The 15,645-nt window shown below is 67.7% G+C and carries 11 protein-coding genes; 5 read left to right on the top strand and 6 right to left on the bottom strand.

Going from position 1 to position 15,645, the window contains the following annotated elements:
• Positions 1-73 precede the first annotated feature (73 nt).
• A complete protein-coding gene (locus tag B9Y64_RS01455) occupies positions 74-523 on the bottom strand; it encodes a winged helix-turn-helix transcriptional regulator (RefSeq protein WP_100439211.1) in 450 nt (149 codons plus the stop codon).
• A 78-nt stretch (positions 524-601) separates the two neighbouring features.
• Here B9Y64_RS01455 and B9Y64_RS01450 point away from each other — a divergent pair, with 78 nt between their 5' ends.
• Complete coding sequence (locus tag B9Y64_RS01450) at positions 602-1,789, top strand: MFS transporter (protein ID WP_100439210.1); 1,188 nt, start codon at positions 602-604, stop codon at positions 1,787-1,789.
• Positions 1,790-1,811: 22 nt separating this feature from the next.
• On the opposite strand, the gene B9Y64_RS01445 is transcribed toward B9Y64_RS01450, so the two are convergent.
• A complete protein-coding gene (locus tag B9Y64_RS01445) occupies positions 1,812-3,227 on the bottom strand; it encodes a GGDEF domain-containing protein (RefSeq protein WP_100439209.1) in 1,416 nt (471 codons plus the stop codon).
• A 286-nt stretch (positions 3,228-3,513) separates the two neighbouring features.
• Between B9Y64_RS01445 and B9Y64_RS01440 the strand changes: the two genes are divergently transcribed.
• Positions 3,514-5,763 carry a TonB-dependent siderophore receptor gene (locus tag B9Y64_RS01440; RefSeq protein ID WP_100439876.1) on the top strand — a complete coding sequence of 750 codons (2,250 nt, stop codon included), beginning with the start codon at positions 3,514-3,516 and terminating at the stop codon, positions 5,761-5,763.
• Positions 5,764-5,936: 173 nt separating this feature from the next.
• Positions 5,937-6,917, top strand: a complete 981-nt coding sequence (locus B9Y64_RS01435; RefSeq protein ID WP_100439208.1) for a cation diffusion facilitator family transporter — start codon at positions 5,937-5,939, stop codon at positions 6,915-6,917.
• Positions 6,918-6,955: 38 nt separating this feature from the next.
• Here B9Y64_RS01435 and nfi read toward each other — a convergent pair whose 3' ends face one another.
• Positions 6,956-7,630 carry a deoxyribonuclease V gene (gene nfi, locus B9Y64_RS01430; protein ID WP_100439207.1) on the bottom strand — a complete coding sequence of 225 codons (675 nt, stop codon included), beginning with the start codon at positions 7,628-7,630 and terminating at the stop codon, positions 6,956-6,958.
• Positions 7,631-7,724: 94 nt separating this feature from the next.
• On the opposite strand from nfi, the gene gpmA reads away from it, so the two are divergent.
• On the top strand, positions 7,725-8,474 hold the full coding sequence (gene gpmA, locus B9Y64_RS01425) for a 2,3-diphosphoglycerate-dependent phosphoglycerate mutase (RefSeq protein ID WP_100439206.1): 750 nt from the start codon (positions 7,725-7,727) through the stop codon (positions 8,472-8,474).
• A 108-nt stretch (positions 8,475-8,582) separates the two neighbouring features.
• On the opposite strand, the gene B9Y64_RS01420 is transcribed toward gpmA, so the two are convergent.
• On the bottom strand, positions 8,583-9,044 hold the full coding sequence (locus tag B9Y64_RS01420) for a hypothetical protein (RefSeq protein WP_100439205.1): 462 nt from the start codon (positions 9,042-9,044) through the stop codon (positions 8,583-8,585).
• A gap of 138 nt (positions 9,045-9,182) precedes the next feature.
• Between B9Y64_RS01420 and B9Y64_RS01415 the strand changes: the two genes are divergently transcribed.
• On the top strand, positions 9,183-11,276 hold the full coding sequence (locus B9Y64_RS01415) for a M13 family metallopeptidase (RefSeq protein ID WP_100439204.1): 2,094 nt from the start codon (positions 9,183-9,185) through the stop codon (positions 11,274-11,276).
• A gap of 199 nt (positions 11,277-11,475) precedes the next feature.
• Here the strand turns inward: B9Y64_RS01415 and B9Y64_RS01410 are convergent, their stop codons facing one another.
• Together B9Y64_RS01410 and mfd are read right to left on the bottom strand one after the other, a co-directional pair.
• Positions 11,476-12,093 (bottom strand): HD-GYP domain-containing protein, encoded by a 618-nt coding sequence (locus B9Y64_RS01410; RefSeq protein WP_100439203.1) that lies wholly within the window; start codon positions 12,091-12,093, stop codon positions 11,476-11,478.
• Positions 12,094-12,138: 45 nt separating this feature from the next.
• A complete protein-coding gene (mfd, locus tag B9Y64_RS01405) occupies positions 12,139-15,603 on the bottom strand; it encodes a transcription-repair coupling factor (protein WP_100439202.1) in 3,465 nt (1,154 codons plus the stop codon).
• Between the last annotated feature and the right edge of the window lie 42 nt (positions 15,604-15,645).

Here is a 15,645-nt window from a genome sequence, read left to right as displayed (position 1 = left end):
CGGCGGCGTCCAGCGGCGGAAAGATCCGATGCTAACCGGCGCGGCCGGATCGCGGTGTGCGCGAACGGGCGGGTCAGGCGCCGCGCCCGTCGTCCTTGAGCTTGCGCACACGGGTGGCAGCGGCCTGCACCGGCTGACCGTCGCGCCCGCGCGGTTGCATGTATGGCAGCGGTCGCCGCGTGCCGGATTCGATCAGCTGCGAATGGGCCTCGCCCGCGTCGAAGCGATGGCGTTCACCCCATTGGCGCAGCGCGACCAGCACCGGGAACAGCGCCTGGCCCGCGGCGGTGAGCACGTATTCCTGGTAGGCCGAGCCGTCGGAGGCCGGTTGCAGTTGCAGGATGCCGGCCTCCACCAGCCTGCGCAGGCGATCACTGAGGATGTTGCGGGCCGCGCCCAGGCTGCGCTGGAAGTCGCCGAAGCGGCTGACACCGTCGAAGGCATCGCGGATCACCAGCAGTGCCCAGCGGTCGCCGAGCAGATCGGCGCTGCGGGCAACGGGGCAGGGGCTGTCTGCGTGCATGGCGGTCTCCGTCGGATGTGGTTGCAGTTTAAAACCAATGCCGATAGCCTGCATCCAGTTTCAATATGCAACCAGATCATGAATGCCGTGCCGATTCCACGCTCCCTGCTGGTGCTGCTTGCGGTTGCCGCCGGTGCCAGCGTCGCCAATGTCTATTACGCACAACCGCTGCTGGATCGGCTGGCCGAGGCCTTTGCACTGGAGCGCGCGGTGGCTGGCGCGGTGCTGGCTGCGACCCAGGCCGGCAGCGTGCTGGCATTGCTGGGGTTGCTGCCGCTGGCCGATCGCAGCGACCGCCGGCGCCTGCTGCGCCTGCAGCTGGCAGCGCTGGTGGTGGCCCTGCTGTGGCTGGCGGCGGCGCGCACGGCAGGCTGGCTGCTGTCGGGGATGCTGCTGGCCGGCTTGCTGGGTACCGCGCTGACCCAGGGGCTGATCGCCTACACGGCAGCGATGGGCCCGGCCGCGCAGCGCGGGCGCGTGGTGGGGGTGGTGCAGGGAGGGGTGTTCATCGGCCTGCTGCTGGCGCGGGTGATGTCCGGCGCTGTGGCGGCCATCGCCGGCTGGCGAGCGGTCTATCTGTTGTCGGCAGTGGTGATGGCGGCCCTGGCCGTGCTGCTGTGGCGGCGCCTGCCGGCCGTGCCGGTACCCGCGCTGCCGCCGCGCTGGCGCGAACTGCTGGGCTCGATGCTGGGCATGCTGCGCCAGGATCGAACGCTGCGCGAGCGCGGGCCGCTGGCATTGCTGCTGTTTGCCGGCCTCAACGTGTTCTGGGCGGCGGCACCCCTGCCGCTGTCGGCGCCCCCGCTGCACTGGTCCACCGCGGCCATCGGCGCGCTCGGCCTGGCCGGGGTGGCGGGTGCATTGATGGCAGCACGGGTCGGGCACTGGATGGACCGCGGCTTTGCTGACCGGGTCAGTTCTGGCGCGTTGCTGCTGATGCTGGCCGCATGGTGGCCGCTGCTGGGCCTGCCGCAGTCGCTGTCGTTGCTGCTGCTGGGTGTGATCGTGCTCGACCTCGGTGGCCAGGCATTGCATGTATCGAACCAGGCGCTGCTGCTGCGTGCGCCGGGTGAGCAGCACGGACGCCTGGTGGCGTTGTACATGCTGTTCTATGCCGTGGGCAGCGGTGCGGGTGCGGCTGCAGGGCCCTGGATGCAGGCCCGGCATGGCTGGCCTGCCGTGTGCCTGCTGGGTGCCGGCATCGCGTTGCTGGCACTGCTGTGGTGGGCGGCGTGGCGGCTGGCACGCCGCGCCGAAACCTGCTGACGCGCGCGTCCGGCGCTGCCGATCAGCGTTGCAACGCGCGCCGCCCCGGGGCTTCCTGCAGGTCCGTGCTGGCCACCACCACGCGGTTGCGGCCGCTGCGCTTGGCCTCGTACATCGCCGCGTCGGCGCGTGCCATCAGCCGCTCGTAGTCCGGGTGGCCGTCATGCCCGGCCACGCCGATGCTGGCGGTCAGCGACAGTACCTGGCCGTTGGCCAATGCCACTGGCGACTGCGCGATCTGCCGGCGCAGGCTCTCGGCGATCACCGAGGCCTGTGACTCGCTGGCCGCCACCAGCACCACCACGAACTCCTCGCCGCCATAGCGGAACAGGTAGTCACTGCCGCGGGTCAGCTGGCCGAGCAGGCCGGCGACGTGCTGCAACGCACGATCGCCGGCATCATGGCCGTGGCCGTCGTTGATCGCCTTGAAATGATCCAGGTCGAGCAGCAGCAGCGAGAACGGCGTGCGGTTGCGCGTGGCCAGCTCGATCTCCCTGCGCAGCACCGTTGGCAGGAAGCGGCGGTTGAGCAGGTTGGTCAGTGCATCGCTGCCGGCGTCGAGTTCGCCGATGCGCTCGAACAGCAGCGTCATCAGGGTACGGATGGTGGCCAGGTCCTCGCGGATGGCCGGCAGCACCGCCAGTCGCTGTACCGGGACATCACTGCTTGCCCGCTGCAGGTTGCTGTCGATGCGGGCCATCAACTGGCCGACCTGCAGGGTCTCGCTGCTCTCGCCGAAGCTGGGGATGCCCTTGTGGGTGAACCACAGGCCGAACTCCGATGTGGCCAGGCTGGCGCTGTCGCTGGCCTGCACGTGACCGGCAAGCGCGTAGAGCAGGGCGTTCTCCCAGTCCAGCAGCAGTGCGCGCTGGCGTTCGCGCTCGGTGCCGACGTTCTGTACCAGCGAGAACAGCCGGTACGCAGCATCGGCACGGGTGGAGCGCTCGCGTGCATGGGTGTAGGCCAGGGTCATGCCTTCCATGGCGATGTCCATGATCGCGCTGAGGCAGTCAATGGCAGCGAATGCGGTTGCACTGTCGGGCGCGTCGTCGCGCAGGCGCACGAACAGTTCGTGCTTGAGCACGCGCGCGCCGCGGGTGACCAGGTCGACGGGAATGCCGACCCGGGCGTGCACATCGCCGATCACCCGTTGCGAGGCAACGGTGGCGGCAATCCCGTCGGCATCGGTGGTCAGCAGCTGCACCAGCCAGCGTTGCATGGCCGGTTGCAGGCGCTGCTTGACCTGGTCATGGGACAGGAAACGGCGCGCGCGCGGGTCCTGCAGCAGCACCTCGTAGAAGCGTTGGGCCAGTGCCGGCGGGGCATCGGCGGCGGCGGCATGCAGCAGCGCGGTGGCGGCACGGCCGGCCTGTTGCAGGCACTGCTGCCAGGCCTCGGCCAGCGGTTGGCTGGCATCGTCCAGTTGGGGTGGTTCCACGTCGATCTCTGACTGCGTACGGCAAACCACCGGTATCGGCCGCGGTGGCGTGCGGTTGATGGCGGGTAAGCCGCCCAGTTTAAGTGCGATGCAGGGTTGCACGGTGCGCAAGGCACATCGGCACCACTGCGGCAATGAGTGAACGCATTTGAGAATCACTCGCATTGATGGGAGAATACGCGCACGGATCGGGCCGCAGGCGACTGCAGCGACGCTCCGCCTCCCCCTCGTCGTTGCCTCAAGCCCTTTGCCAGAGGTCCCGTTGCCCTGCCAGAAGGTCCAGATCATGTCTCCTGCCGTTGTCCTTTCGCCGCGCCCGCTGGCGCTCGCCGTTGCCGCCCTGCTGGCGGGCAGCGCCCTGACCGCCCGCGCTGAAACCGACGCCACCGATATCGACACGGTGCATGTCACCGCCTCGCAGATTGCCCGCCAGGCGTTGGGTACCTCGACCATCACCGCCGAGGACATCGCCAAGCGCCCGCCGGCCAACGACATCGCCGAACTGCTGCGCACCATGCCGGGCGTGAACCTCACCGGCAACAGCGCCTCGGGCCAGTACGGCAACAACCGCCAGATCGACCTGCGTGGCATGGGCCCGGAAAACACCCTGATCCTGGTCGACGGCAAGCGCATCGGTGCGCGCGATGCCGTGCGCATGGGCCGCAGCGGTGAGCGCAACACGCGTGGCGATACCAACTGGGTGCCGGCGGAAATGATCGAGCGCATCGAAGTGCTGCGCGGCCCTGCAGCGGCGCGCTACGGTTCCGGTGCTTCCGGCGGCGTGGTCAACATCATCACCAAGCGCCCGACCGGCGATCTGACCGGTGCGGTCGACCTGTATGGCCTGGTGCCCGAGCACAGCGCCGAAGGCGGCAGCGAGCGTGTCGGCCTGCAGCTGAGTGGGCCGATGACCGACACCCTGTCGTTCCGCCTGTACGGCAACCTCAACAAGACCGACGCCGATTCACTCGATCTCAACCGCCAGTACGCCACCAATCCGAACGCAGTGCCACCGGCTGGCCGCGAGGGCGTCAAGAACCGCGACGTCAACGCGCTGCTGCGCTGGGACGTGACCGCCAACCAGGTGGTGGAGTTCGAAGCCGGCACCAGCCGCCAGGGCAACATCTACGCCGGTGATCGCGCCGTCAGCACCACCGGCACCTCGACCGGTGTCGACCTGGCGGCTCTGGCCGAAGGCGAAGCGGAGACCAACCGCATGTACCGCAACACCGGCGCGATCACCCATCGCGGCCGCTGGGGCGACGTGACCTCGCGGGTGACGGCCGCGGTGGAAGCGGTGAACAACTCGCGCATCAACGAAGGCCTGGCCGGTGGTCCGGAAGGCAGCTTCAACGGCACCGACTGGTCGACCTCGCGCCTGCGCAACTACCAGCTGGACGGCGAAGTGAGTTTCCCGTCCACGCTGGGCGGTGCCGAGAACATCTGGACGCTGGGCTTTGAATACCTGGACAGCCGCCTGACCGACCCGTATTCGATGAGCCAGTCCAGCAGCAGCGGCGGCGGCATCCCGGGGCTGTCGGCCGATCGCGCGCGCGGCAAGTCCGATGCGCAGACCACCGCCGTGTTCGTGGAAGACAACATCTACCTGGGTGAGCGCTGGATCGTTACCCCGGGCCTGCGCTTCGACCACCACAGCCAGTTCGGCAACAACACCAGCCCCAGCCTCAATGCGCAGTTCCGCATCAACAGCGACTGGGTGGTGAAGGGCGGCATCGCCCGCGCGTTCAAGGCGCCGAACCTGTACCAGTCGAATCCGGATTACCTGTACTACACCCGCGGCAATGGTTGCCCGAATGCGCTGCCGAGCCTGGGCGCCGGCTGCTACATGCGCGGCAATGCCGACCTGAAGGCGGAAACCAGCCTGAACAAGGAGCTGGGCATCGAGTGGGCACCGCAGAGTGGCTGGCAGGCGTCGCTGACGTACTTCCACAACGACTACAAGGACAAGATCCAGGCCGGTTACACCCAGATCGGCCTGACCGCCGACACCAAGGGCCGCATCTTCCGCTGGGAGAACGCGCCGAAGGCGATCGTGCAGGGGCTTGAAGGCAACCTGGTGATTCCGCTGCTGGGCGAGCAGGGCAGCCGCCTGAAGTGGAGCAACAACTTCACCTACATGGTGGAGAACGAGAACAAGAGCACCGGCCAGCCGCTGTCGGTAATCCCGAAGTACACGATCAACACGATGCTGGACTGGCAGGCCACCGACAAGCTGTCCGTGCTGCTGACCGGCACCTTCTACGGCAAGCAGAAGCCGGCCACCGCCAACATCAACAACGACCCGCGTTGCACCGGCACCTGCGATCCGTCGATCGCACTGCAGGATCGCGGCGCCTACAACATCTGGGGCGTGAGCGCGCGCTACAAGGTGACCGAGACGGTCAGCTTCGGCTTCGGTGTGAACAACCTGGCCGACAAGCGCCTGTTCCGCGAGGCCAACAGCAGCGATGCCGGTGCGGCGACCTACAACGAGCCGGGCCGCGCGTACTGGGCCAGCCTGCGCTTCGGGTTCTGAGTGCACGCGGCGCCGTTCCAGCGGCGCTCGGCTGGCATGGCCAGGCGCTACCCCGGTAGCGCCGGGCCGCGCCCGGCGGCCTCGGCCCTGCAGGTCTGCAATGTTATAAACATCGTGATAGTTTCCCCACGGCCGCCAGCGTAGCCTGCCTCCATCGCAAAGGAGCTGTTGCCATGGGTCACGACCACGATCACCTGCCATCCGAGATCCGCCACGAGAAACCCTTGTGGTGGGCGCTCGGCCTGACCTCTACCTTCCTTGTCGTCGAGGTGGTGGGCGCGTTCTGGACCAACAGCCTGGCGCTGTTGTCCGACGCGGCGCACATGGCCACCGACGCGCTGGCCCTGATGATCGCGCTGGTCGCGGTGCGGCTGAGCCGGCGTCCGCCGGATGCGCGCCGCACCTACGGCTATGCGCGCCTGGAAGCACTGGGCGCGATGATCAACGGCGCGATGCTGTTCGTGGTCGCCGCTTACATCCTGTGGGAAGCCGTCGGGCGCTTCAGCAAGCCACAGGAGATCGCCTCCACCGGCATGCTGGTGATCGCGGCTGCGGGCCTGGTCATCAACCTGATCTCGATGCGCCTGCTGCAGGCCGGCAGTGGCGAGAGCCTCAACGTGAAGGGCGCCTACCTGGAAGTGTGGGCGGACATGCTCGGCTCGGTTGCGGTGATCGCCGGTGCGTTGCTGATCCAGTTCACCGGCTGGAAGCCGATCGATCCGATCCTGGCCGTGCTGATCGGCCTGTGGGTGCTGCCGCGCACCTGGGTACTGATGCGCGAGGCGATCAATGTGTTGCTGGAAGGCGTGCCCAAGGGCATGGACGTGGCCAAGGTGCGTGACAGCCTGTCCGGCCATGCTGCGGTGCTGGACGTGCATGACCTGCACGTCTGGGCGCTGGCGTCCAGCACCCCGGCGCTGACCGCGCACATCGTGATGCGCGACGGTACCGATGCCGATGCGTTGCGCCGCGAACTGGGCGGGCGCCTGCACGATGACTTCGGTATCGAGCATGTGACACTGCAGATCGAAGCGGACCACTGCGGTGAGGCCTGTGGCGAACCGGCGCCGGCGAAGGGCGGCGGGCAGCAGGGCCATGAAGGCCACGATCACGGCGAGGACGCGCAGGGCCATCGCGGCCACGTGCATCGCTGATCGAGGATGACAGGTGCGCCGGGAGATGCCCGGCGCCGCTATCCGTCCCGTCGCGAGGCCAGCCGGTCCGCCAGCCGCGTCGGCTCAGGCAACCGGTAACCGCGCAGCGTGCGCTGCACCCAGCCCAGTGCGGTATCCGCACTGACCCGATGGCCGCCGGCCACGAACAGCGGCTTGCAGCGCACCTTGCTGCGCAGCACCCAGCCCAGTTGTTCATCGCCATCCAGCAGCGGCGTATGTGCACCGGCCTCGGCACCCGGTTCGACGAACCGACCCACCAGTTTCGACTTGGCCACGCCGATGCTCGGCAGGTCGGTGACCACACCGAGGTGGGCGGCCACCCCCAGCCGGCGCGGATGGCTGATGCCATGGCCATCGACGAACACTAGGTCCGGCGTGCGCGGCAGCAGGGCCAGCGCGGCCAGCAGTGCCGGCAGCTCGCGGAAGCTGAGCAGACCGGGGATGTAGGGCATCACCGTGGGGATGCGTGCGATCTCCTGCGCCACGGGCTGCAGCGTGTTCGCATCCAGCAGCACCGCCGCGGCGCGGGTGATGGCGCCGTTGTCTTCGAAGCCAACGTCGAGCCCGGCCAGCCAGTGCACCGTGCGCGGCAGGCGGTCCTGGCGCTCCACGCGGCCGGCCAGCTGGATCTGCTGCTCGCGGGCGGCGGCGACGCTGCCTTGCCAGCGTCCGGGGTCGATCACCGTATTCATTGGCCACAGCATCGCATGCGCGCTGCCACGGCCCGGTGAGCGGCGCCTGGGGCTACAATGGCGGCCTGCCTTTCCTCGCGTTGGAGACCCTGCAGTGACCCGTAAACTCGTACTGTTGCGCCATGGCCAGAGCCAGTGGAACCTGGACAATCGCTTCACCGGCTGGGTCGATGTCGACCTGACCGAGCAGGGGCGCCGGGAAGCGGCCACCGCCGGTCGCCTGATGCGCGAGGAAGGCCTGCAGTTCGACGTTGCCCACACCTCCGTGCTCAAGCGCGCCATCCACACCCTGCAGGGTGCGCTGGCCGAGCTGGAGCAGGACTGGTTGCCGGTGAACAAGTCCTGGCGCCTCAACGAGCGCCACTACGGCGGCCTGCAGGGCCTGGACAAGGCCGAGACCGCTGCCAAGCACGGCGAAGAGCAGGTCAAGGTATGGCGCCGTTCGTACGACATCCCGCCGCCGCCGATGGACCTGGAAGATCCGGGCCACCCGATCCATGACCGTCGCTACGCCGGCCTGGACCGCAACGCGCTGCCGGGCACCGAATCGCTGGCCACCACCCTGGACCGCGTGCTGCCGTACTGGCACGACGCCATCGCGCCGCAGCTGAAGGACGGCAAGATCGTGCTGGTCACCGCCCACGGCAATTCGCTGCGCGCGCTGTACAAGTACCTCAACAACGTGTCGCGCGAGGAAATCCTCGAGCTGAACATCCCGACCGGCATCCCGCTGCTGTTCGAACTGAACGACGACCTGACCGTGCAGTCGTTCCGCTACCTGGGCGACCCGGAAGCGGCGCGCAAGGCCGCTGAAGCCGTGGCCAACCAGGGCAAGGCGAAATAAGAAGAAGGCCGGCGCAAGCCGGCCTTCTCTTTTGTAGAGCCGAGCCCACGCTCGGCTGATGCTGTCGCAACCCAGTAGAGCCACCCCATGGGTGGCTGCATCTGGCCGCTACGAAGGACTCAGCAGGCGCACCTTCGGCGGCTGCAATGCCGCAATGTCGATGACGTGGTCCTGGCATATCACCTGATAGTGCGTGAATGGGCCCGGGTAACTGGCATCTGCAAAGGTGGCACGGTCCAGATAATCGAGGAACTTCGAACGGCTGTAGCGGCGGAACAGTTTGCCGCTCCAGGCTTCGGAGTCGTCCCAGCTCTGATAGGACTCGTTGTGCACGGCATAGCTGATGTAGTGGTCCCAGAGCAGTTCAAACCGCAGCGAGTGGGGCACCACCTCTATCGCACGCACATCATCGATTGAACGTCCATGGCCGAGCTCCACACGGGAGGGCTTTCCGACCACCTGGCCTTCCTCGACGACCAGGCGCAGACGATTCGCTTCCGGTTCGCTAATACCCGCCAGGAACAGATACTCGCAGGTGTCGAGGGCCAGCAGCAGCGCAGCTTCGTCCATGGGCGCGAGGTCCGGTGATCGGGAAGACAAGAATACCGGCATGCAGTTGGTTGGCGACGCCAGGGGCTCGTGACCTTTGGCCGGTCCCCGTCGTGGGCATCCCCGGCTACCCTGTGAAATTACCCGCAGGAGAGCCTCATGAACGTCCGCAACCTGGTCCCGCTGGGCCTGACCATCGCCATCGCCGCCTCGCTGGCGGCCTGTGGCAAGAATGAAGCCGCGCCGGCGGCCAGTGCCGACGCCAAGCCGGCCTTCGACCTGTCGCAGATCAAGACGCCGCTGATCTCGCTCAACAGCGCTGACCTGGATCCGGCCATTTCGGCCTGTACCGACCTCAATGGCTTCGTCAACAGCAAGTGGCTGAAGGCCAACCCGGTGCCGGGCGACCAGACCACCTGGGGCAGCTTCGAGATCCTCCGCGAGCGTTCGCTGGAAGTGCAGCACACGCTGGTGCAGCAGGCCGCCGCCAGCCAGGCCAAGGCTGGATCGGTGGAGGCCAAGATCGGCGACATCTGGAAGACCGGCAACGACGAGGCCAAGATCGAAGCGGCCGGCCTGGCGCCGCTGCAGCCGCAGCTGGACAAGATCACCGCGCTGAACGACACCGCCGCCATCACCCAGTACCTGCGCGACAGCCAGGCCGAAGGCAAGGGCGTGCTGTTCTCGCTGTTCGCCAATGCCGACTACAAGGATTCGGCCAACGTCATCGCCTACGTCGGCCAGGGCGGCCTGGGCCTGCCGGAGAAGGGCTACTACTTCGACGATGCGCAGGCCAAGATCCGCGATGCCTACGTGGCCTACATCGCACAGGTGCTGACCCTGTCCGGCGTGGACGCCGCGCAGGCCGCCGAGCAGGCCAAGGCCGTGATGGCCTTCGAAACCCGCCTGGCCAAGGCCTCGATGTCGCGCATCGAAATGCGTGACCCGGCCAAGCGCTACAACCCGCTCAGCGCCGCCGACGCCGACAGGCTGACCCCGAACTTCAGCTGGACCGCGCTGTTCGACACGCTGAAGGTGCCGGCCGCGCAGAAGTTCTCGCTGGCCCAGCCGGGCTTCTTCAGTGAAATGGACAAGATGCTCGCCGACGTGCCGGCCAGCACCTGGCAGGCCTACCTGCGCTTCCACACCATTGACGATGCCTCGCCGTACCTGAGCAGCCAGTTCGAGAAGGCCAACTTCGATTTCTATGGCACCACCCTGCGTGGCCAGAAGGAAATGCAGCCGCGCTGGAAGCGCGTGCTGGAGTCGGTCAACGGTGGCATGGGTGAGGCCCTGGGCCAGCTGTACGTCGACGCGGTGTTCCCGGCCGAGTCGAAGGTCGCCATGCAGCACCTGGTGGAAAACCTGTCGCAGGCGCTGAAGGCGCGCCTGGAGCAGCTGCCGTGGATGGGCGAAGAAACCAAGAAGAAGGCGCTGGAAAAGTGGGCCAGCTTCACCCCGAAGATCGGTTACCCGGACAAGTGGCGTGACTGGGCGGGCCTGCAGACCAACGGCGACAGCTACCTGGGCAACATGCAGGCGGCGCGTGCGTTCAACTACCGCTACATGCTGGACAAGATCGGCAAGCCGGTGGACAAGACCGAGTGGGGCATGACCCCGCAGACCGTCAACGCGTACTACAACGCCACCAAGAACGAGATCGTGTTCCCGGCGGCGATCCTGCAGGCGCCGTTCTTCGACGCCAAGGCCGATCCGGCGCTGAACTACGGCGGCATCGGTGCGGTCATCGGCCACGAGATGATGCACGGCTACGACGACTCGGGCAGCCAGTTCGCCGCCAACGGCAACTTCGACAACTGGTGGACCGATGCCGACCGCAAGGCCTTCACCGAGCGTACCGACCAGCTGGTCGCGCAGTTCGACGGCTATGAATCGGTGCCGGGCGTGTTCGTGAAGGGCAAGTTGACCCTGGGCGAGAACATCGGTGACCTGGGCGGCCTGACCGTGGCCTACGACGCGCTGCAGATGGCGCTGAAGGAAGACCCGAAGGCGAATGTCGAGGTCGATGGCCACAGCCAGGACCAGCGCTTCTTCATGAACTGGGCCACCGTGTGGCGCCGCAACTTCACCGATGGTGAGCTGCGCGTGCGCCTGAACACCGACCCGCATGCGCCGGCCAACTTCCGTGCCAACGGTGCGCCGTCGAACATGCCGTCCTATGCCGCCGCATTCCAGTGCAAGGCTGGCGATGCGATGGTGCGTGCCGACGACAAGCGCGTGGTGATCTGGTAATCGATCACCGGTGATGCGTGATGCGAAAGGCCCGGCGAATGCCGGGCCTTTTGTCTTTCAGGCCGGTAGCGCGGAGCGGCCTGGTAGAGTCGACTGTTGGCCGACTATCGCGCGCAGCGCGGGATTTCCGCGATCTGGACGAAGAGCAGTCGACTGACAGTCGGCTCTACCGGCGGGCCGTTTCACGTGCGGGAAGATCTCAGGCCAGCTCCGGCTCCCGCGCCAGCATGCGATGGAAACGCTGCAGCACATAGGGATCGACCAGCCCGCCGGACTGCGCTTCGATGATCCGCAATGCAGCTTCGTGCTCCATCGCGTCGCGATACGGGCGCACGCTGGTCATCGCATCGTAGGCATCGGCAATCGTGACGATGCGTGCGCCCAGTGGGATGGCTTCGCCGCGCAGCCCATCGGGGTAGCCGCTGCCATCGAAGGCTTCGTGATGGGCGCGGATCAGCCGCGCCACGGGCGCGGCGTCGCTGCGCCCGGTGGCCAGGAAGATGTGCTCGCCGCGGACCGGGTGCTCGCGCATGATGGCGCGCTCCTCATCGGTATGCCGGCGCGGTGCCAGCAGCACATCGTCGGGAATGCCGATCTTGCCGATGTCGTGGAAGCGCGCGGCCAGGCCGATCTGCGCACAGGCCTCGTCATCGAGATCGCAGTGCGCGGCCAGGCGTTGCGCGAACAGGCCGACGCGGTCGCAGTGGTGGCGGGTGTAGGCGTCGCGCATCTGCAGCGACATCGAGAGGGCATCGATCAGGCAGGCCTGCGCGTGCAGCAGGTCGGGGGCAGGTACGGCGTCAGGAAACATGGTCATCCGCCCGCACCGGGTGGGGACCGGTGCGGGGTGTTCGGGGGGCGATCAACCCGGGGCGAGGGTGGTCAGAAGGGCGCGGGCCGCGTTGAAGCGGTCTTCCGGCAACGGCAGCGGGTGCTTGATGCGCAGCTTGTCGGGCCCTTCCATGGCGTACAGGTTCGGTTGCTTCTGGATCAGCTGGATCACCGCCATCGGGTCGATGTTCGGCTTGGATTCGAACACGATGCGGCCACCGTTCTCGCCCAGGTCGAGCTTGCGGATACCCAGCGTGTTGGCTTTCAGCTTCAGCTCGGCGATGGCGAACAGGTGCTTGGCCGCATCCGGCAGCAGGCCAAAGCGGTCGATCATCTCCACCTGCAGCTCGCGCAGCGCATCGCTGTCACGCGCGCTGGAAATGCGCTTGTACAGGGTCAGGCGGGTATGCACGTCCGGCAGGTAGTCTTCCGGAATCAGCGCCGGCACATGCAGCTCGACCTCGGCACCGCGCACTTCCTCGCCGGCATCCAGGTCGGGCAGCTTGCCCTGCTTGATGCTGCGCACCGCACGCTCCAGCAGCTCGGTGTACAGGCTGAAGCCGACCTCGGCCATCTGTCCGCTCTGGTCCTCGCCAAGCAGTTCACCGGCACCACGGATCTCCAGATCGTGCGTGGCCAGGGTGAAGCCGGCGCCCAGTTCGTCCATCGAGGCGATCGCTTCCAGGCGCTTTTCGGCATCCGGCGTGATCGAGCGGCGGTCAGGGGCGACCAGGTAGGCGTAAGCGCGGTGGTGCGAACGACCGACGCGGCCACGCAGCTGGTGCAGCTGGGCCAGGCCGAAGCGGTCGGCGCGGTTGATGATGATGGTGTTGGCGTTGGGGATGTCGATGCCCGACTCGATGATCGTGGTCGACAGCAGCACGTTGAAGCGCTGCTTCTGGAAATCCAGCATCACCTTTTCCAGCTCGCGCTCGGGCATCTGCCCGTGGGCGATGCCGATGCGTGCCTCCGGCACCAGCTCGGACAACTCGCGCTGCATGCGGCCGATGCTTTCCACGTCGTTGTGCAGGAAATACAGCTGGCCACCACGCGCCAGCTCGCGCTGGAAGGCTTCGCGCAGCAGCGCGTTGTCCCACTGGGTGATGAAGGTCTGCACCGCCAGCCGGTTCGGCGGCGGCGTGGCGATGATCGACAGGTCACGCAGGCCGGCCATGGCCATGTTGAGCGTGCGCGGAATCGGCGTGGCGGTCAGGGTCAGCAGGTGCACGTTGGCGCGCAGCGCCTTCAGCGCCTCCTTCTGGCGCACGCCGAAGCGCTGTTCCTCATCGACGATGACCATGCCCAGGTCCTTGAACTTCACGTCCGGCTGCAGCAGGCGATGGGTGCCGACGATGACGTCGATGGTGCCGGCGGCGACCTTCTCCAGTTCGGCCTTGATTTCCTTGGTGGTCTTGAAGCGCGACAGCACCTCGACCTTCAGCGGGTAATCGGCGAAACGGTCGCGGAAATTGCGGTAGTGCTGTTCGGCCAGCAGCGTGGTTGGCACCAGCACGGCCACCTGCTTGCCGGCACTGGCAGCGGCGAATGCCGCGCGCACGGCGACCTCGGTCTTGCCGAAGCCGACGTCGCCGCAGACCACGCGATCCATCGGCTGGCTGCTGGCCAGGTCGCGCAGGGTGGCATCGATCGCGGCCAGCTGGTCCGGGGTCTCCTCGAACGGGAAGCCGGCAGCGAACGGCTCGTACATCGCGCGGTCCACCTGCAGCGCCAGGCCGGCGCGCGCCTGGCGGCGGGCCTGGATCTCCAGCAGCTCGGCAGCGACGTCGCGTACCTTCTCGGCGGCCTTGCGCTTGGCCTTGCTCCACTGCTCGCCACCGAGCGAATGCAGCGGCGCGGTTTCCGCCGAGGCGCCGGAGTAGCGGCTGATCAGGTGCAGCTGGGCGACCGGCACATACAGGCGGTCACCCTTGGCATATTCGATTTCGAGGAATTCGCCGGGCATGCCGCCGACGTCCATCGCGATCAGGCCACGGTAGCGGCCGACGCCATGGTCCTCGTGCACGATCGGCGCGCCCTCGGTCAGTTCGCCGAGGTCGCGGATGATCGCTTCCGGCTCGCGGCCGGCACGACGCGTGCGGCGGGTGCTGCCGGCACGCTCGGGGAACAGCTGGCGCTCGGTCAGCACCGCGATACGCGGATCGTCCAGCGCGAAGCCATCCTCCAGCGGCGCCACCGCGATCGCGAAGCGCGCATCGCCGGCGAGGAAGCTGGGCAGGTCGGCCACCACCGGTGGCTTCAGCTCAGCGGCCTGCAGCACTTCCAGCAGGGCTTCGCGACGGCCGGGCGAATCGGCAGCGATCAGTACCCGGCCCGGGTAGTGGCCGAGGAAGGATTTGAGCGCGTCGCCGGCCGGGGCCTCGCGTGCGGCCACCGGCAGCGGCGGCAACGGCTGGTCGCCCAGCGCATGGGCATCGGCGATGCGCGCGTGGTCAGCCGACCACACCTCGATGCGCGGGGCATCGTTCAGGCGCTCGCGCAGCAGCTCCGGCGACAGGTACAGCGCCGACGGCGGAAGCAGCGGCCGTTCCACATCGTGGCGGCGCTGCTCATAACGCTCGCCGGTCTGTGCCCAGAAGGCCTCGGCGGCTTCGCCGGCACCGGCGCAGACCACCGGCAGGCTGCCGCTGGGCAGGTAGTCGAACAGGGTCGCGGTGCGTTCAAAGAACAGCGGCAGGTAATACTCGACGCCGGCCGGCGCCAGCCCGGACTTCAGATCCTGGTACAGCGCGCTGCGCCGGGTATCGACATCGAAGCGTTCGCGCAGCGTGGCCAGCACGCGGGCGACGCTGGCTTCGTCCATCGGCACTTCGCGGCCCGGCAGCATGTGCACGGCCTCGACTCTGTCCAGCGAGCGCTGGCTTTCCGGGTCAAAGGCACGGATCGAGTCGATGTCTTCGTCCAGCAGCTCCACCCGCAGCGGCTCGTCGGCACCCATCGGGTACACGTCCAGCAGGCCACCGCGCACAGCGAAGTCACCCGGGTCCATCACCTGCGGCACGTTGCGGTAGCCGGCGCTTTCCAGGCGGCGCTTCTCGGCTTCCAGGTCCAGGCGCTGGCCGACCTTGAGGTCGAAGCTGCCACCGATCACGTAGCTGCGCGGCGCCAGCTGTTGCAGCAGGGTCTGCACCGGCACGATCACCAGGCCGCGCTTCAGCGCGGGCAGGCGGTGCAGGGCGGCCAGGCGCTGCGAGATGATGTCCGGATGCGGGCTGAAGCGGTCGTAGGGCAGGGTTTCCCAGTCCGGGAAGGCGACCACCGGCAGTGATGGATCGCCGCCGAGCAGGGTCTGCAGGTCGGCTTCGAGCTGGTTGGCGCCGTGGTTGTCACGGGCGATCACCAGCAGCGGGGCGTCGTGCGCGCGCGCGGCCTGGGCCAGGTACCAGGCCAGGGCGGTCGGCGATGCGGGGGCGCGCCACCAGGCGCGGAGCTGGCCGGCGCGCGGCAGCGGCGGGGCGGGGTATGAGGTACGCGACATGGACCGCGGATTTTAGCAGAAGCCCGATCCAGGGCCGGTGGC

The sequence above is a fragment of the Stenotrophomonas maltophilia genome (assembly GCF_002799245.1).
Lineage (GTDB): Bacteria > Pseudomonadota > Gammaproteobacteria > Xanthomonadales > Xanthomonadaceae > Stenotrophomonas > Stenotrophomonas maltophilia_S.
The sequence above is the reverse complement of the archived record's forward strand: the minus strand, read 5'-3'. Positions and strand labels throughout refer to the sequence as shown.